This is a genomic window from Pseudooceanicola sp. (genome assembly GCF_029213205.1).
Lineage (GTDB): Bacteria > Pseudomonadota > Alphaproteobacteria > Rhodobacterales > Rhodobacteraceae > Pseudooceanicola.
Map to the genome: position 1 here is coordinate 4,046 of NZ_JARGNH010000008.1, position 18,194 is coordinate 22,239.

The window sequence follows — 18,194 nt, forward strand, 5'->3', positions numbered from 1 at the left end:
CGTCGATGTTTTCGACCGGGGTGTCTTCGTCGGTCGTCGCCGTATCGGGGTTGGCGGTGGGCGCGTCGTCCGCCGGGTTCACAGTCACGGCAACGGTGCCGGTGTCGGTGTTCCCGTCGGGGTCGGTGACCACATAGGTGATGGTGTCCGCGCCATTGTAATCGGCGTCGGGCGTGTAGTTCAGGGTGCCATCCGGGTTCACCGTGACGGTTCCGTGATCGGCGGTCGGGGTGCCTTGGATCGACAGCGTCTGACCATCGGGATCGGTGTCATTGCCCAGAACGTCGATGTTTTCGACCGGGGTGTCTTCGTCGGTCGTCGCCGTATCGGGGTTGGCCACCGGTGCGTCATCAACCGGGTTCACGGTGACGGTCACAGTGCCGGTCGAGGTGTTGCCACCCGGATCGCTCACGACGTAGGTGATCGTGTCCGAGCCATTGTAATCGGCGTCCGGCGTATAGTTGATGGTGCCATCCGGGTTCACCGTGACGGTGCCATGCTGTGCCAGCGGGGTGCCAACAAGCGACACCGGCGCGCCTTCGGGATCGACATCATTGGTCAGGATGTCAAAGTTTTCCAGCGTGGTGTCTTCGTCGATCGTCGCGGTCTCATCCACGACAATCGGCGCTTCGTCGGTCGGCAGGATCACGTTCTCGATGTTGATGAACCGCATCGTGCCGGTGGCTGCGCCGGCGCCGTCAAAGAAGGTGACGGTGCCGTTTTCCGGGTTGTCATTGTCATAGACGACCGAGAGCGGGCCAGAGGTGGACAGGTCGAGCGTGTCGTTGTCGACACCGCCTTCGGAGCCGTCCACGAAGTCACCGACGTTGCCGCCGATGAACAAATCCTGGTCGTCGCCACCGATGGCCGAATCCGCGCCTTCGCCGCCGATCAGGGTGTCGTCACCCTGTTCGCCGTATAGAACGTCATCGCCGTCTTCGCCGTCGATGTAATCGTTGCCCTCGTTGCCTTTCGACACCGCTTCGCTCGACGTGTCGTAGAAGATGTCGGTGATGTTGATTTCCGACGCGTGGCTGCCGTTCTGAATATGCTCGACGGTGAAGTAAGACACCGGACCCGCGATATTGATCAGGGCCGAGTTTTCCAGCGAGGTGTCGTAGCCGGAGGCACCGGATTGCGCTTCAAAGGTGACTTGCCCGTCAGCGCCGTTCAGGTCATTGCCGTTCAGTTCGCTGCCGATCGTGGCGACAACCGTCGTCGGGTTGCCTGCCGCATCATAAGCGGTGACGACAACCTTGGAGTCGTAATCCGCATCGTTGACGCGGAACGAAACGTTGGAGACCTCGTCCGAGAATTCCCACTTGTAGCTGGCGCTCTCGTTGTTGCTGTCCAGGTGCGATTCCAGCGAGGAGTTCGCATCCACCGTAGCGCTGTCGCCGACAACGCCGTCCACAGCTTGTTGGTCGGTCGAAAACTTGGTCGACGGGCTTTCGTTGGTGGTGAACGAGAATTTCACATCGACATTGCCGGTGTCCTGGGTGAACCCGGCCAGCTTGTCACCGTCATCCGCCGGCGCATTGCCTTTGTAATCGGGTGCCTTGTCCCATTCAAAGCTCTCGCGGGTGGTGCTGGTGGCCCCGCCATCGACGCCATAATCGCCGAACAGCGTGTCGTTCCCCGTGCCGCCCAGCAGCGTGTCGTCGCCGCCTTCGCCAAAGATGATGTCATTGCCATCTTCGCCGTCGAGGGAATCATTGCCCTCGTCGTCCGCCGCCGCAGCGATCGGATCGAAATAGATGTCGGTGATGTTCACTTGCGAGATTTCCGACCCGGCCTGGGTGTGGGAAACCGTGAAGTAAGCGATATCGCCAGTGATATGCACCAGAGCCGAGTTGTTCGGATCGGTGTCGCTGCCCGACGAGTCGGGGCAGGCTTCGACGGTGATCGACCCATCCGAGCCGTCCAGATCGTTGCCGTTGATTTCGGAACCGATGGTGGTGGTGATCTGCACCGGGTTGCCGTGTGAATCGAACGCCTGGATGGTGACCTTGGAATCATAGTCGATGTCGTTGATACGGAACGACACGTCATTCACGTTCTGCGAAAAGCTCCAGCGGTAGGTGGCGCTTTCACCGTTCGAGTCCAGGTGCGACTCCAGAGACGAACTGCTATCGGCGCCGGGCAGAGTGCCGGTCTCGATCGAATGCACCTTTTGCTCATCGGTGGAAAAGGTGGTGCTCGGGGTGTCGCTGGTGCTGATCGTTTCAAAGGTCACGTTGACCTTGCCGGTGTCCTGGATCAAGACGCCGGAGAGCGGGTCATTGTCGTCGATGCTGCCGCTGGAATTCGGATCGGGCAGTTTGTCCCATTCGAAGACTTCGGTGCCGCTGGATGCGGTCACGGTGTCGAGCGAACTGTCACCATAGATGATGTCGTTGCCGGCGCCGCCAGCCACGGTGTCCGAACCGCCGCCTGCGTAAACTTCGTCATTGCCGAGCAGCGAGGCGATCGAGTCATCACCAGCGCCCGCATCGACGATGTCGTCATTGCCAGTCTCGCCGGGCAGGATCGCGTCATTGCTGTCGATCTTGTCGCCGTCATGGTCGGTGTAGCCCGCCATGATCGTGTCATTACCTGAGGTTCCCGAGACGATACCGTCGCGAACGGACCCAGTGTCTGGATCTGAAGTGTTGTCGTGGCTCTTGCAGCCATGTTTCAGAAAAAAGAACGTCATATCTTTTTACCCTCTATGCCTTCAGGACCAGCTTGATCCATCCGATGTTGCGGCCCCGGATCGCCAACCGCGACACCGGAAATTTCAAAAACCGAGAGTGAACGACCTTGATAGGTGAAACCTGCAATACCGGGCCTCCGGGCCATACGGCCCAGCAAGCAATCGAACACCGGCCAGTTCCCCCAAGGAACCAGACGCCTGTCCAATCGGCAGGTCTCACATCCATCCGGATGCATCACTAACGGGTGGCCGCCCCATGGCCAGCAGTCATGCGCCCCCCAGTCGGGCAACATTGGTTTACTAGTTGGGGTTCAGCGAACAAAGTGGAAAACGGTGGAAAGGGGGCATGTGAGGGGCCAAACCCCTGTGTTGTAACCACATTCTCAGAGGCCTGGGTCCGGGCAAATCTGTGGATTGTTTCCAGATCGGGGCGCGGATTTTGTGGCCTGATCCGGATTTTCGACAAGAAATTGAATCGCCACCCCGTTCCAACGGCGGTTATCCACAAGTCGGTTTCCAAACCGGAAACAAAGCCACGGAATTGGACTGTGCCTCAATGTCCTCACAGGTGGTTAATGCGAGCGCGAATGGGTGTTCTCGAACCGGAACCAATCGGGGCCAAGATCGAGAATTGATGCAAATTCAGGATAGCTCGATCTGTCTCAACGGCGAATCGCATCCGAATCAAGTTGAGTTGATTGAGTTCGACCAAACGGCCTTGCCCACCCCCGGCCCGGGGGTGCGGCGGTTCTGCAGACCGCCTGCGGACAGCGCTGACAAAAGGAGGTTGGCCCCTCTCAGCAAAGAGAGGGATTGGTACCCAAGGCCGGACTCGAACCGGCACGCCTCGCGGCGGGGGATTTTGAATCCCCTGCGTCTACCATTCCGCCACTTGGGCAACCGGGCACAGCATTAATCGCTTCGCCGGTGGCAGAAAAGCCCAAAAATCCACGATCCGGCATCGGCAGGCGCGGCATTGTTGCCTTGACCGGACCCGTGATCGGTCGGACAAGGCGAGAAATCCAGAAAAAGGTGGGGCGATGTTGCGACGGCTATACGATTGGACCATGCGGATGGCAGACCATCCGCGCGCGCTCTGGGCGCTTGCCTTGATCGCCTTTATCGAAAGCTCGGTGTTTCCGATCCCGCCGGATGTGATGATGGTGCCGATGATCCTCGCCCGCCCCTCGCGCGCCTGGTTGATTGCCGGGATCGCCACCTTGGCCTCGATCCTCGGCGGGCTGCTGGGCTATGGCATCGGCATGTTCGCGTTTGAATCGATCGGGCAGCCGGTGCTGGAAAGCCTGGGCAAGGCCGGTTCGATGGAAGAATTCAGCACCAAATTCAACGATTACGGATTCTGGGCGGTGCTGGGCGCCGGGATCACCCCCTTCCCGTTCAAGGTGATCACCATCATGTCGGGCTGGACCGCGATGCCGCTGGGCCTGTTCCTGGCCACCGCCATCGTCGCCCGCGCCTTGCGGTTTTTCGTGATCGCCGCCCTGCTGTGGAAATTCGGCACACCCATTCGTGACTTCATCGAACGTCGCATGGCTCTTGTCTCTACCGCATTCTTTGTCATCCTCGTCGGTGGGTTCTTTCTGGTGAGGTATCTGTGAGCTTTCGAAAACTGGTTCTGCTGGCCTCTGCCGGTTCCGCCGCATTGCTGCTTGGCGCGCTGGCGTTCCAGTATCTGGGCGGCTTCGCGCCCTGCAAGATGTGCTTCTGGCAGCGCTATCCGCATATTGCCGCGATTGGTATCGGCGCCCTGGCCCTAGCGCTGAACAACCGGGCGCTGGCCTGGCTCGGGGCGCTGGCGGCGCTGAGCACCGCCGCCATCGGCCTTTATCATTCCGGGGTCGAGCGGAAATTCTGGGCCGGGCCGAGTTCCTGCACCGGAAACGGTGACGGGATCGGCAGCCTGTCTGGGTCCGATCTGCTGTCCACTGACGGCCCGGTCGGCTTGGTGATGTGCGATGATATTGCCTGGCAGATGCTGGGTGTCACCATGGCCAATCTGAACATGGTGCTGTCGCTGGTCCTGGCGCTGATCTGGATCGCCGCCGCCCGGCGCGGCTGAGGCGACAAAAAGGGGGCGCCATCTGGCGCCCCTGGAGTGTCGGATCAGACCCTTGTTCGATACCGCCCGGTTTCTGCCTGTCGTCTGATCCGGAATTCGGAGAGGCCGCCGAAGCTGCCCCCCAGTTTCGTTCAGTTACACCCAGAGGTGCCGCCGCCGACTTCGACCTCATCATAGCCTTGCTTTTGCGACACCGCCCGCGATCGAATAGTCCTCAACAGCATAGCTTTGTCCTCTATAGTATGACGCGTTGTGATTTTGGCTTTGGTCTGTTCAGTTCGCGCTGGAACACCTCGAGTTGGACCAGCCTTTGCGCCTTCTTGACTGATCGTACCTCGCAGTATGCCCTGCGAGCGAGTTGCATTGGTTCCCATCTTTTATCAATCAACGCGACTCCGCACTGCAAGAAGACTGCAGCGTAGTTGGCCTCCAGTTCCTCAACCGTCGGGGGTAAATTCGACATCCCATTCGGTCCCGCAAACAATTGAAAATTTTTAATGACGCCACTCTTGGCATGATGATCGAGTCCCAAGTGCCCCGCTTCATGCGCAAGAATGAAGTTTGAAAAGGGACAACCTCGCCTAGCGTTCTCCATCAACCTCTCATCTGCGATCAGCGTAACCCGATCCTCAAATGCGATCACACCGGCTTTTCGCTTGTAGTCCTCAACCGTGTCGGAACGATACCTCTTGATCGACCATTTATCACTGTCGGCGCACAAGTCTTCCCAGAATTCATCCATTCGGAAGAACTCATCATCAGCATAAGCTACACGTCGAATGGCGAGCATCTGCTCGAATATTTTGGCTGTGCGCCTTGTTGTGATTTGAAGCCTTTTCTTCATAGTAGCCGCTCCTCAGCTACACCCGGAGGTGCCGCCGCAGGTGTTGCACTTCATGCAGGTGCCGTTGCGCACCAGGGTGTAGTTGCCGCATTCGCCACACGCCTCGCCCTCATAGCCCTGCATCCGAGCCTGGCTGCGCGCATCCAGCGAGATCGTGCCGCTGGCCATCGCCGTGGCGCCGCTGCTCCGGCCGGAGGCGGCCGCCATCGCGGTTTCCGGCACCAGGGTTTGCAGCGCCGAAACCGGATCGGATGACCCAAACGCGGTTGCGCCCATCATCTGCCCGCCTTGCAGCACCACCAGTTCTTGCGGCAGCCGCTTGCGCAGATAACCGGTCGAGCTGACCTGACGCAGCACGTCGAGCGAGGCGCGGGCGGCGTTGTCGCTGATCTCGCTCAGGTTCGACACGCCTTCGTTGGACGCGCCGTGCCCGATCGAGTCAAAGCTTTCGCCCTCGGGTTTCACATGCGCCAGATCGGTGCGGTCGAGGTAGGACACCGCCAGTTCCCGGAAAATGTAGTCCAGGATCGAGGTGGCGTTCTTGATGCTGTCGTTGCCCTGCACCATCCCGGCGGGTTCGAATTTGGTAAAGGTGAAGGCGTCGACGAATTCCTCGAGCGGTACCCCATATTGCAGGCCAACCGACACCGCGATGGCAAAGTTGTTCATCATCGCCCGGAAGCCAGCGCCTTCCTTGTGCATGTCGATAAAGATTTCGCCGAGATTGCCGTTCTCGTATTCGCCGGTGCGCAGATAGACCTTGTGCCCGCCGACGGCCGCCTTTTGGGTATAGCCCTTGCGGCGTTGCGGCATCTTTTCGCGATGGCTGCGGGTGATTTCGCGGACCACGACCTTTTCGATCACCTTTTCGGCCAGCACCGCGGCCTTTTCATGGGCGTTGCCGGTTTCCAGGATTTCGGCAGCTTCGTCGTCGTCTTCGACCAGCGCCGAGGCCAGCGGCTGGCTCAGTTTGGAGCCGTCGCGGTAGAGCGCGTTGGCTTTGACGCCGAGGGACCAGGACAGCTCGTAAGCCTTCTGGCAATCCTCGATGGTGGCGTTGTTGGGCATGTTGATGGTCTTGGAAATCGCGCCCGAGATGAAGGATTGCGCCGCGGCCATCATGGTGATGTGGCTGTCGGTGTTCAGGAAGCGTTTGCCTTTCTTGCCGCAGGGATTGGCGCAGTCAAACACCTTGAGGTGCTCTTCTTTCAGATGCGGCGCGCCTTCCAGGGTCATGGTGCCGCAGACGTAGTCATTGGCCAGATCGACATCCTTCTTGCTGAAACCGAGGTGTTTCAGCAGATCAAAGGTGGGATCGTTCAGCTTGTCCGCCGGAATGCCCAGCGCGCCGGAACAGAAATCCGCGCCCAGGGTCCATTGGTTAAAGACAAAGCGGATATCAAAGGCCGAGGCCAGCGCCGCTTCGACCTTCTCGATCTCCTCGGGTCCGAACCCATGGCCGACCAACGCCGCGTGGTTGATGCCGGGCGCGTCTGCCAGGGTGCCATTGCCGACGGCGTAGGAAATGATCTCTTCGATCTGGGTCGAGGCATAGCCCATCCCCTCCAACGCGGACGGCACGCTGCGGTTGATGATCTTCCAATAGCCACCGCCGGCCAGTTTCTTGAACTTGACCAGGGCGAAGTCCGGTTCGATCCCGGTGGTGTCGCAATCCATCACCAGCCCGATGGTACCGGTGGGGGCAATCACAGTGGCCTGAGCGTTGCGATAGCCGTGTTTCTGACCGAGGCTCAGCGCCTCGTCCCAGGCCGACATCGCCAGATCGACCAGCGTCGGGTCCGGGCAATTGCCATGATCCAGAGCCACCGGTTTGATCGCCAACTCGTCGTAGCCTTCGGTCGCGCCATAGGCGGCGTTGCGGTGATTCCGGATCACCCGCAGCATATGCTTGGAGTTGCGCTTATAGGCCGAAAACGCGCCCAGCTCGCCGGCCATCTCGGCCGAGGTGGCATAAGAGACCCCGGTCATGATCGCGGTCAGCGCCCCGCAGAGTGCCCGGCCCTCATCGCTGTCATAGCCATGACCCATGTTCATCAGCAGGCCGCCGATATTGGCATAGCCAAGGCCCAGGGTGCGGAAATCATAGGACCGCTGCGCGATTTCCTTGGACGGGAACTGCGCCATGGTGACGCTGATTTCCAGGGTGATGGTCCACAGACGGGTGGCGTGGACGTAATCCTCGGCCTGAAACTTGCCGTCCTTGAGGAAGGTCAGCAGGTTCATCGACGCCAGGTTACAGGCGGTGTCGTCCAGGAACATATATTCCGAACAGGGATTCGAACCGCGGATCGCCCCGTCTTCCGGGCAAGTGTGCCAGGCATTGACGGTGTCGTGATACTGGATGCCGGGATCGGCACAGGCCCAGGCGGCGTGGCCGATCTGTTCCCAGAGCTCGCGCGCCTTGACGGTCTTGGAGACCTTGCCGTCAGTGCGGCGGATCAGCTCCCAGGGCTTGTCATCCTTGACCGCCTTCAGAAAGGCATCCGTGACCCGAACGGAGTTGTTTGAGTTCTGGCCCGACACGCTGGCATAGGCCTCAGAATCCCAATCGGTGTCATAGGTCGGGAATTCGATGCTGGTATAGCCCTGCTTGGCGTAATCCAGCACCCGCTTGATATAGGTCTCGGGGATCGCGTTGCGCTTGGCCTCGCGGATCGCCTTTTTCAGGCTCGGGTTCTCAGCCGGGTCATAGGCCCCCGCCTCAGATCCGTCAAAGCTGCGGATCGCGGCAAAGATCTCGTTCAGCTGGCGCTCGTGCATTTTCGAGCCGGCAACCAGGCTGGCGACCTTTTGCTCTTCCTTCACCTTCCAGTTGATGAATTCCTCGATATCCGGGTGGTCGGAATCGACGATCACCATCTTGGCGGCGCGCCGGGTGGTGCCGCCGGATTTGATCGCGCCGGCCGCCCGGTCGCCGATCTTGAGAAAGCCCATCAGCCCGGAGGATTTGCCGCCACCCGACAACGATTCCCCGTCCGCCCGCAGGCTGGAGAAGTTGGTGCCGGTGCCGGACCCGTATTTGAACAGCCGCGCCTCACGCACCCAGAGGTCCATGATACCGCCATCGCCGACCAGATCGTCAGCGACCGATTGGATGAAACAGGCATGTGGCTGCGGATGTTCATAGGCGCTGGCCGATTTGGTCAGCTCGCCGGATTGGAAATCGACATAGTAATGGCCCTGACCGGGGCCATCGATGCCATAGGCCCAATGCAGGCCGGTGTTGAACCATTGCGGAGAGTTCGGGGCACCGCGCTGGCTGGCCAGCATATAGCGCATCTCGTCATAATAGGCGCGGGCGTCGGCTTCGGTGCTGAAATAGCCCCCCTTCCAGCCCCAATAGGCCCAGGCCCCCGCCAGCCGGTCAAACACCTGCTTGGACGAGGTTTCGCCGCCGGTGGCGGTGGTCGCACTGGCCGGGACCGAGCGCCACAGGAATTCCGGCACGTCCTTTTCGCGGACTTTCTTGAGCTTGCTGGGCACCCCAGCCTTGCGGAAATATTTCTGCGCGATCACGTCGCTGGCGACCTGGCTCCAGCTGCCTGGCACTTCGACCGAGTCGTTCTTGAAAACGACCGTGCCATCCGGGTTACGGATTTCCGAAGTGGTGGTGACAAAGTCGAGATCCGCATAAGCGTCCCGGCCAGCCTTGGTGTATTTGCGTTCGATTTTCATTGCGAAACAGCCCCATGATCTTGTCGCGTCATTCCCGGCCCGTCGCCTGTCCCGGCGTTTGCCGGGCCGGATGTTTTTTTCTTGTCGATCAAACAGACAGGGGGCTTGGCGCAGCGCGTATTCACGCGCCGTGATCCGTGCTTGCGGACCAAAGTTGTATCGCTTGACTGTCCCCTGCCGATCTTTTTGGACTACCATATCTAGTGGCTGTCCCGCCGACCCATACAATTTGGAGCGGATTGCATACTGCGGTCAACAATTCAGTTGCCCATTTTAGGGATTTTTTTGACTTGACGCGGACCCGGCAGAGTCGCGCTTCGGTTGCAGAGTTTCCCTCGGCGGATAAGCGCCTGCAATGTCTATATTTTCGCTTTCGGATTTGTGGCGCCACTAAATGTGCCCCTCAGGTCACAATTGTAACAAACGTCGGAGCAGGGTCCGCAGCGTTGCCGATTTGGCGCGGCGACGTGTGAATTTTATCCCCACAAAATGTATCCGCGGCCGCTGGCGACACAACATCTAGTGGGTCGCGATTCGATCACCGCAGCTGGCGCTCACCTCCTGACGCCCGGTATTGGACAGCAAGACCCCCGCCCCCGGCCTTGGGATGGGCGCGATCACAGCACGCAGATCAGCGGGTGGATCAGGTCGCCGCCTGGGCTGACATCCCCACACTACAAACGCCGCAGCACGAACGCCGCAGCGGCTCCGTTTCGAAAAACGGCGCGTGGCTTTCCCCCCTCGCCCATCAGTTTATTTATGGAACCATGGGCAGAGCAGAAGATTGCCATCGCACATCATCTAACGGGCGGAGCCATAGGCAGGGCAAACCCGCAAACGAGTCACCGGGCATCCGCCCAAGGCAATCGGCTTGGTACTGAAAGAAATGGTCGGGGCGGAGAGATTCGAACTCCCGGCCCTCTGTTCCCAAAACAGATGCGCTACCAGGCTGCGCTACGCCCCGAACCGAAGCGGTAATTACCCGCAGCCGCGCCGATTGAAAAGCCCTAACAGGACCAAGCGGCCCGATCCGGGTCAATCATCGGGTGGCGCAGCTGGGTGCCGAGGTTGATTCCCATGTCACGGGCCACCCCACCGGCGACCTCGAGCACATATTGAATATCGCTGCCGCCATCGAGATGGGTCAGGTCGCCGGGCACCGCCATCAGATGCCGGGCGCGCAGGGTGCCGCTGGCGTCAAAGAACAGGATATCCAGCGGAATCAGGGTGTTTTTCATCCAGAACCCGATCCGCGGCTGCGGCTGCGGATAGATGAACAGCATCCCCGCGCCAGCGGACATCGATTCGCGGAACATCAGCCCCTGCATGCGCGCCTCCGGGGTCATCGCCAGCTCAACCCGGAACCGCGCCTGCCCCCAGGGCCCGCGCAATTCGGCAACATCCTCGCGACACTCGGCCCAGGCCGCAGCGGCGGCCAGCCAACAGGCGAACGCGGCAATCAGCACCCTCATTCCGGCGTATCCGAATCCGCAACCCCGGTGTCCAGCCAATGCCGAATCTCCACCGCGATCAGACCACGCGCCCCCGGCAGCGCCCTCAGCCCCACCGCCTCGCCCGGCGCCAGATCCGCCAGGCCCGAGGCGCGCAGCACCTCGATATGGACAAAGATATCGGTCGCACAGCCAAAGGCATTGGCAAATCCGAATCCCTTGTTCTTGTCGAACCATTTCACCCGCGCCGGTTGCAGCGGCACGCTGGCGATATCGGAGGCGTCGAATTCTTCGAACAGCTCCAGTGTCATCGGGCTGGTGCCAGCTGGCGGCGCAATCGACAGCACCTCGGCGGCCTGCACGCCTCGGGGGCTGCGCTGCACCATCATCGCCACCCGCGCGCCCTCGACCACCGATCCCTGGCCGAAATTGCGCAGCACATTGGCGTGCAGCAGAATGTCAGGCCCGCCATTGTCGGCCAGAACAAAGCCAAAGCCGCGCGTGGCATCAAACCACTTCACCACACCTGCATTGAACTCGAGCTCCTGATCGAAAGTGCCCGCTTGCACCGCTCTGCCGCTCCTGTCCCGAAAAATCAGTCGGGCCCGATGGGCCAATCGCACATGAGTGTCCTTCGAACCGGGGCAACCGTCAACCCGCCCGCGCTGCGGCACTCACGGCGCAATGCCGCGCAGCGACTTCATGGGGACAGGCGCGCGATCTGCCACGCGGCCGCGCTGCTGGCCCGGGTCCAGCGAAACCGGTCATGCAGGCGAAACGCGCCATCGGCCCAGAATTCGATCTCGACCGGGTCGATGCGATACCCCCCCCAAAAGGGCGGGCGCGGCGGGTTGGCGCCCTTGGCTGCCGTCACCTTGGCCACTTCGGCCATCAGCGCCGCGCGCGAGCTTAGCGGTTGCGACTGCGCCGAGGCCCAGGCGCCGAGCCGCGACTTCAGCGAGCGCGAGGCATAATAGGCGTCCGCCTGCGCCCCATCCTCGCGGCTGACATTGCCCCGCACCCGGATCTGGCGGCGCAGGGATTTCCAATGCATCACAAAGGCCGCCTTGCCCGCACCCTCGACCTCTTCCGCCTTGGCACTGCGGTAATTTGTATAAAAGACAAAGGCATTTGCCTCGATCTCTTTCAGCAAAACCATGCGCACATTCGGCAGCCCGTCGCTGTCGACACTGGCCAGTGCGATGGCATTGGCATCGTTGATCTCGACCGCTTCGGCCTCGGCCAACCAGCGCCGGGCGATGACAAAAGGATCGTTGCCTTGGAAAATACCGCTTCTGTCGCTCATAGCCTCACCTTATCCCGCGCCCTTGATGACCCTTCACCAATCGCCTAAAGGACTTGCACAGATGCAAGATTGGGTCGGGAGCGCAAGATGTCAAACAACCTGCTGGCGGGCAAGCGCGGCCTTATTATGGGCTTGGCCAATGACAAGTCGATCGCCTGGGGCATTGCGCAGGCCTGCGCCGATGCTGGGGCCGAGCTGGCGTTCTCTTATGTCGGCGATCCGTTCCGCAAACGTGTAGAGCCTCTGGCCGCACAGCTCGGCGTTACCAAACTGTTTGATTGCGACGTTGGCGACGAGGCCTCGATCGACGCCTGCTTCAAGGGCGTGGAAGAGGCCTGGGGCGGTCTGGATTTCATCGTCCACGCCATCGGCTTTTCCGACAAGAGCGAATTGCGCGGCCGCTACATCGACACCAGCCGCGCCAATTTCACGATGACGATGGATGTCTCGGTCTATTCCTTTACCGCCGTCGCAAAGCGGGCGGAACGGCTGATGGGGCCTGGCGGGTCGATGCTGACCCTCACCTATTACGGCGCCGAACAGGTGATGCCGCATTACAATGTGATGGGCATCGCCAAGGCAGCGCTTGAGGCTTCGGTGAAATATCTGGCCGAGGATCTGGGCAAGGACGGCATCCGGGTGAATGCGATCTCGGCCGGGCCGATCAAGACCCTGGCGGCCAGCGGCATTGGCGATTTCCGCTATATCCTGAAATGGAACGAGCTGAATTCCCCCCTGCGCCGCAATGTGACTCAGGAAGAGGTCGGCAAGGCCGCGCTCTACCTGCTCTCCGATCTCGGCTCCGGCACCACCGGTGAAAACCTGCATGTCGATGCCGGCTATCACGTGGTGGGCATGAAGGCGGTCGACGCCCCGGATATCGACAAAAGCTGAGGACAGGATGCAAGCCGCGCATCTCATCGCTTTCAATATCGCAATTCTCGGCGCGCTGATCTCTCCGGGGCCAGCCTTCCTGACGATCCTGCGCACGGCGCTGGCACGAGGCCGCGCCGCCGGGCTGGGCTGCGCGGTGGGCCTCGCTCTGGCCGCAGTCAGCTGGAGCGCCCTGGCGATTGTCGGGCTGACGGCGGTGTTCACGCTGGTTCCCTGGGCCTTTGCCGTGCTCAAGATCGGTGGCGCGGCCTATCTGATCTGGCTGGCCATCACGCTCTGGCGGCAGGCAGATCAACCGGTTGCAATGACGACATCGGGTGGCAGATCGCCGTTTCGGCTGGGCCTGCTGACCAACTTTGCCAACCCCAAGGCGGTGATTTTTGTTGCGGCTATATTCACCACGGTTTTCCCGGCGATGCCGCAAGGCGGTGAGGCCGTTCTGGTACTTGGCAATCACTTGCTGCTCGAACTGCTGTATTATGGCGGCGCGGTTCTGATGCTGACCACCCAGCCCGCGCGCGCCGCCTACGTGCGGATGAAACGTGTCTTTGATCGCTGCGCCGCGCTGGTCCTTGGCGCGCTCGCCTTGCGCGTCGCGGTCTGACCATTTGACCCTCGCCGCCTTCCTCTCGATCATCGCCATCCACCTGCTGGCGGCGATCAGCCCCGGCCCCTCCTTTGTCGTCTGCCTGCGAATCGCCGCACAGGAAGGGTTTCGCACCGCGGCCGCCCTGGCCCTCGGCTTTGGCCTTGGCGCCGCGCTCTGGGCGACGGCGGCCCTCGCCGGGCTGGCGCTGCTGTTCGAACTGGTCCCGGCCCTGTTCACCGCATTGAAACTGGTCGGCGCGGCGTTCCTGATCTGGATCGCGATTCAAATGTGGCGCCATGCCAGCGCCCCGCTCGAGCTCGACCTGGCCGCGACAGAACGGATGACGCGCTCCCGCGCCTTCCGCTTCGGCTTTCTCACCTTCGCCACCAATCCGAAACCGGCGGTGTTCTTTGGCGCGGTTTTTGTCGGGCTGGTGCCGCCGGGCACGCCGCTGCCCTGGCTCATCGCGATTGTCGCGGCGGTTTTCGTCAACGAGGTGCTCTGGTATCTGCTGGTGGCGCGTCTGTTCTCGACAGGCAAGGCGCGTGCGGGCTATGCCCGGGTCAAGACTGCGGTGGATCGCAGCTTTGCCGGGCTGCTAACCCTCTTTGGCCTCAAGATCGCTCTGGGATAGGAGACCCACATGACCGACACCCGCCTGCCCCATGAAAAGGGCTTTCACGTCAGTTGGGATCAGATTCATCGCGACAGCCGGGCGCTGGCCTGGCGGCTGGATGGCCACGGCCCCGATGACGGCGCCTGGAAAGCCGTGGTCGCGGTCACCCGCGGCGGCATGGCCCCGGCGATGATCGTCGCGCGCGAGCTGGACATCAGGGTGGTCGACACGATCTCGGTGCGCTCTTACGACCATCAGGACCAGTCCGAAGCGCAGGTGCTGAAAGCGCCGGACGCGGCGGTGATGGGCGATGGCACCGGCATTCTGATCGTCGATGACCTGGTCGACAGCGGCAAGACGCTTGAGCTGGTCCGACAGCTCTACCCCAAGGCGCATTTCGCCACCGTCTATGCCAAGCCGCAGGGCCGTGCCCAGGTCAACACCTTCATCACCGAGGTCAGCCAGGACACTTGGATCTTCTTTCCCTGGGACATGGCGATGCAATATGTGAAGCCCTATCGCGGCACCGATTGAACGCGCCCGACCAACACAGCCGCCCCACCCGCCTGCCTGCCGCAACCGTTTCTTCTGGTTGAAACCACCTGCGCCGGAGGCCAGTGATGCGCCGGGCGCGATGCCGGGATCGCCGTTTTCCCGGGCGCCGGGCCCGTCCGACGCCAGACCACAGACCAGTGCAACGCCCGGAGTCCCCATGCCACCCCGCACCGCAACCACATTTCCGTCGCCGGTGATGCAGGCCCGCCGCTGGCTGGCCGGTGCCGAATTCCCGCCCGAGCGCCCGCTGATCAATGTCAGCCAGGCGGCACCCGTCGATTCACCGCCAGAGCCTTTGCGCCGCGAAATGGCCCGGCTGGTGATGGCGGAACCGCAGGCTCATCTTTACGGCCCGGTCCTTGGCCTGCCGGAGCTGCGCGATGAAATCGCCCGCCAATGGTCCGCCGCCTATGACGGCAAGGTGCGCCCCGACCAGGTCGCCATCACCTCGGGCTGCAACGAGGCCTTTTGCGCCGCCATCGCCACCCTGACCAGCGAAGGTGATGAGGTGATCCTGCCGACGCCCTGGTATTTCAATCACAAGATGTATCTCGACATGGCCGGGGCCGTCGCGGTGCCGCTGTCCACCGGCACCGGGCTGATCCCCGACCCCGAATCCGCCCGCGCCCTGATCACGCCGCGCACCCGGGCGATTGCCCTGGTCAGCCCGAACAACCCCGCAGGCGTCGAATATCCGCCCGCCATCCTGCGCGGCTTTTACGATCTCTGCGCCGAGGCCGGGATCGCCTTGATCCTGGATGAGACCTACCGCGACTTCCATTCCTCGGACCGCGCCCCGCATGATCTGTTCGGCCGTGCCGATTGGGGCGAGACGCTGATCCAGCTCTATTCCTTTTCCAAGGCCTACCGGCTGACCGGCCACCGGGTCGGCGCGATGATCACCGGCCCCGCCCGCTTGGCCGAGGTCGAGAAATTCCTCGACACCGTCACCATCTGCCCGGCCCAGCTCGGCCAGTTCGCGGCCCTTTGGGGGATGCGGAATCTGCGCCAGTGGCTGGCCGGAGAACGGGACGAGGTGCTGGCCCGGCGCGCCGCGATCGAGGCCGGGTTCGCGCCGCTGGCGGCCAGGGGCTGGCACTTGCTCGGCTGTGGCGCCTATTTCGCTTACCTTGCCCATCCCTTCGCCCTGCCCTCGGACCAGCTGGCGCCGCTGCTGCTGCACCAGGCCGGCGTCCTGCTGCTCCCCGGCACCATGTTCACCCCGGCGGGTGATTCAGCCGGGGCCGCGCAGCTGCGCATCGCCTTTGCCAATCTGGACCGCGATGGCATCGCCCGGCTGTTGACCCGGCTTGCCGAATTTGACCCGGCAGAGCCGAGGTAAACTTCTCCCGATTGCCCGCCTGCGCCCTTGTGACAGGACCCGACGCGCATTAGACATGCGGACCGGAGCCGACGGGCGACACAGACCGGCGGGCGATCAAAGGCAGGGAGCGGTGAAATGGCGGCGAAAAAGGCAAGTCAGACGGTGGTCTGGATCATCATGGCTTTGCTGGTCCTCGGGCTGGGCGGCTTTGGGGTGACCAATTTCTCTGGCACCATCCGCACCATCGGCTCGGTCGGCGACAAAGAGATCGACGTCGATACCTATGCCAGCGCCCTGCGCGAAGAACTGCGCGCGATCGAGGCGCAGACCGGCCAGCCGCTCAGCTTTGATCAGGCCGAGCAGCTGGGTCTGGTCGACGCCACCCTGTCGCGGGTGATCACCGCCCGCGCCTTTGACAATGAAACCGCCAGCCTGGGGATTTCGGTCGGCGACGCCACCCTGGCCCAGCAGCTCCAGTCGATCCAGGCCTTCCAGGGCATCGACGGCAAATTCGACCGCGAGGCCTATAAATTCGCGCTGGAACGCAGCGGCACCACCGAAACCCGGTTCGAAACCCGCCTGCGCGAGGAAACCGCCCGTACCCTCCTGCAAGGGGCTGTGGTCTCGGGCGCGGGCATGTCGGGCACCTTTGCCGAAACCCTGCTGAATTACCTCGCCGAAACCCGCAAGGTCAGCTGGATCCGGCTGGATGAAACCGCGCTCGACGCCCCGATCCCGGAGCCGAGCCAGGACGAATTGCAAGCCTTTTACGAGGCCCATATCGACCGCTACACCATCCCGGCGCGCAAACAGATCACCTATGCCTGGCTGACCCCGGACATGCTGACCGACAGCGTCGAGATCGACCAGGAAACCCTGGACAAGGCCTATGCCGACCGGCGCAGCGAATTCGAACGCCCCGAGCGGCGGCTGGTGGAACGGCTGATCTATCCCGACAGCGCCGCCGCAACCGCGGCGCGCGACCGGCTGGACAGCGGCGCGGTGGATTTCGACACGCTGGTCGAGGAACGCGGACTGGCGCTGTCCGATATTGACCTTGGCGACGTGACCGAGGCCGAGCTGGCCAGTGTCGGCGCCGCGGTCTTTGCCGCCGAAAGCGGCGCGGTGGTCGGCCCGCTCGACACCGACCTCGGCCCGGCGCTGTTCCGTATCAACGGGGTGTTCCCGGCGCAGACCGTCGAACATGCCGACGCCATCGAGATCATCCGGTTGGAACTGATCGGTGACCGTGCCCAGCGGCTGGTCGAGCAGCAGATGGAAACCATCGAGGATCTGCTCGCCGGTGGCGCCACTCTGGAAGAGCTGGTCGACGAAACCGACATGCAGCTGGGCAAGATCGATTGGTATGCCGGTTTCAACGAGGATATCTCGGCCTATGACGGCTTTGACGATGCCGCTGCCAAACTTGAAGAAGACGATTACCCAGAGATCAACCAGCTTGAGGACGGCGGCATCTTTGCGATGCGGCTGGAAGGCACCCTTGCTGCCGAACCGGCGCCGCTGTCCGAGGTGATCAGCCGGGTCCAATCCAGCTGGGAAACCGAACAGACCCTGATCCAGCTGCGCGACAAGGCGGCGGGCCTGCGCGACCGGCTGCTGGAAAGCGCCGATTTCGACACGCTGGGGCTGGAGGTCACTGTCGAAGAGGCGCTGACCCGCAATGGTTCGGTGCTCGGCGCGCCCGAGACTTTCGTCGCCGAGGCCTTTGCGATGAAACCCGGCGAGGTGCGGATCACCGAAGGCTTTGGCTCGGTGCAGATCCTGCGGCTCGACGCGGTGCTGCCGCCCTCGGATCTGGATGACAGCACCGGCCAATTGCGCGCCGGTTTGCAAGAGGCCGCCAGCCAGAGCCTCGGCCAGGACCTCTACATCGCCTTCGCCAACGATCTGCGCGCCCGCGCCGGGGTCACTCTCGACCAGTCGGCGATCAATGCGGTGCATGCCAGCTTCCGTTAAGACGGCCTGACAGCGCGCGGTGCGGCGAAGGCCGCGCCGCCATCGCCCAGGCTGTCGATCACCACGTTTGACAGATTTTGTCGGCACCTGCGCGTTATTGCAGATTGCGTCAGGCGGTCCGGGTATCCGGCGTCAACGGCAGAGGCCGGTCACCCGGCCCCACCTTT

Annotated in this window: 14 protein-coding genes and 2 tRNA genes; 8 read left to right on the forward strand and 8 right to left on the reverse strand. The window is 62.2% G+C overall.

Annotated elements, in window-relative coordinates:
• Together P1U48_RS08240 and P1U48_RS08245 are read right to left on the reverse strand one after the other, a co-directional pair.
• On the reverse strand, nt 1-2,581 hold a 2,581-nt coding region (locus P1U48_RS08240), incomplete at its 3' end, for an Ig-like domain-containing protein (RefSeq protein ID WP_301068469.1).
• A 928-nt stretch (nt 2,582-3,509) separates the two neighbouring features.
• Nucleotides 3,510-3,593, reverse strand: a tRNA-Leu gene (locus tag P1U48_RS08245).
• 142 nt (nt 3,594-3,735) lie between these two features.
• Here P1U48_RS08245 and P1U48_RS08250 point away from each other — a divergent pair.
• On the forward strand, nt 3,736-4,314 hold the full coding sequence (locus tag P1U48_RS08250) for a YqaA family protein (protein ID WP_301068470.1): 579 nt from the start codon (nt 3,736-3,738) through the stop codon (nt 4,312-4,314).
• Entirely contained in the window at nt 4,311-4,775 is a 465-nt protein-coding gene (locus P1U48_RS08255) for a disulfide bond formation protein B (RefSeq protein WP_301068471.1), read from the forward strand. Before P1U48_RS08250 ends, P1U48_RS08255 begins: the two co-directional genes overlap by 4 nt.
• A gap of 235 nt (nt 4,776-5,010) precedes the next feature.
• On the opposite strand, the gene P1U48_RS08260 is transcribed toward P1U48_RS08255, so the two are convergent.
• The 6 genes from P1U48_RS08260 to pdxH form a co-directional block, all read right to left on the reverse strand.
• A complete protein-coding gene (locus P1U48_RS08260) occupies nt 5,011-5,619 on the reverse strand; it encodes a hypothetical protein (RefSeq protein WP_301068472.1) in 609 nt (202 codons plus the stop codon).
• A 12-nt stretch (nt 5,620-5,631) separates the two neighbouring features.
• Nucleotides 5,632-9,315, reverse strand: a complete 3,684-nt coding sequence (locus P1U48_RS08265; RefSeq protein ID WP_301068473.1) for a vitamin B12-dependent ribonucleotide reductase — start codon at nt 9,313-9,315, stop codon at nt 5,632-5,634.
• Nucleotides 9,316-10,202: 887 nt separating this feature from the next.
• Nucleotides 10,203-10,279: transfer RNA gene (locus P1U48_RS08270), tRNA-Pro, on the reverse strand.
• A 43-nt stretch (nt 10,280-10,322) separates the two neighbouring features.
• Nucleotides 10,323-10,787, reverse strand: coding sequence for a DUF192 domain-containing protein (locus tag P1U48_RS08275; RefSeq protein ID WP_301068474.1), 465 nt, complete (start codon nt 10,785-10,787; stop codon nt 10,323-10,325).
• Complete coding sequence (locus P1U48_RS08280) at nt 10,784-11,335, reverse strand: cold shock protein (RefSeq protein WP_301068475.1); 552 nt, start codon at nt 11,333-11,335, stop codon at nt 10,784-10,786. The genes P1U48_RS08275 and P1U48_RS08280 overlap by 4 nt, the downstream gene beginning before the upstream one ends.
• A gap of 131 nt (nt 11,336-11,466) precedes the next feature.
• Nucleotides 11,467-12,072, reverse strand: a complete 606-nt coding sequence (pdxH, locus tag P1U48_RS08285) for a pyridoxamine 5'-phosphate oxidase (RefSeq protein WP_301068476.1) — start codon at nt 12,070-12,072, stop codon at nt 11,467-11,469.
• An 87-nt stretch (nt 12,073-12,159) separates the two neighbouring features.
• Between pdxH and fabI the strand changes: the two genes are divergently transcribed.
• From fabI to P1U48_RS08315, 6 genes are all read left to right on the forward strand, one after another.
• Entirely contained in the window at nt 12,160-12,966 is an 807-nt protein-coding gene (gene fabI, locus P1U48_RS08290) for an enoyl-ACP reductase FabI (protein WP_301068477.1), read from the forward strand.
• A 7-nt stretch (nt 12,967-12,973) separates the two neighbouring features.
• Nucleotides 12,974-13,570, forward strand: a complete 597-nt coding sequence (locus P1U48_RS08295) for a LysE family transporter (protein WP_301068478.1) — start codon at nt 12,974-12,976, stop codon at nt 13,568-13,570.
• 4 nt (nt 13,571-13,574) lie between these two features.
• Nucleotides 13,575-14,189: a LysE family transporter gene (locus P1U48_RS08300; protein WP_301068479.1), complete on the forward strand. Its 615-nt coding sequence runs from the start codon at nt 13,575-13,577 to the stop codon at nt 14,187-14,189.
• Between the two features lie 9 nt (nt 14,190-14,198).
• Entirely contained in the window at nt 14,199-14,705 is a 507-nt protein-coding gene (gene gpt, locus P1U48_RS08305) for a xanthine phosphoribosyltransferase (protein ID WP_301068480.1), read from the forward strand.
• 178 nt (nt 14,706-14,883) lie between these two features.
• Nucleotides 14,884-16,068 (forward strand): aminotransferase, encoded by a 1,185-nt coding sequence (locus P1U48_RS08310; protein ID WP_301068481.1) that lies wholly within the window; start codon nt 14,884-14,886, stop codon nt 16,066-16,068.
• 117 nt (nt 16,069-16,185) lie between these two features.
• Nucleotides 16,186-18,027 carry a peptidylprolyl isomerase gene (locus P1U48_RS08315; RefSeq protein WP_301068482.1) on the forward strand — a complete coding sequence of 614 codons (1,842 nt, stop codon included), beginning with the start codon at nt 16,186-16,188 and terminating at the stop codon, nt 18,025-18,027.
• The last annotated feature ends 167 nt before the right edge of the window (nt 18,028-18,194 follow it).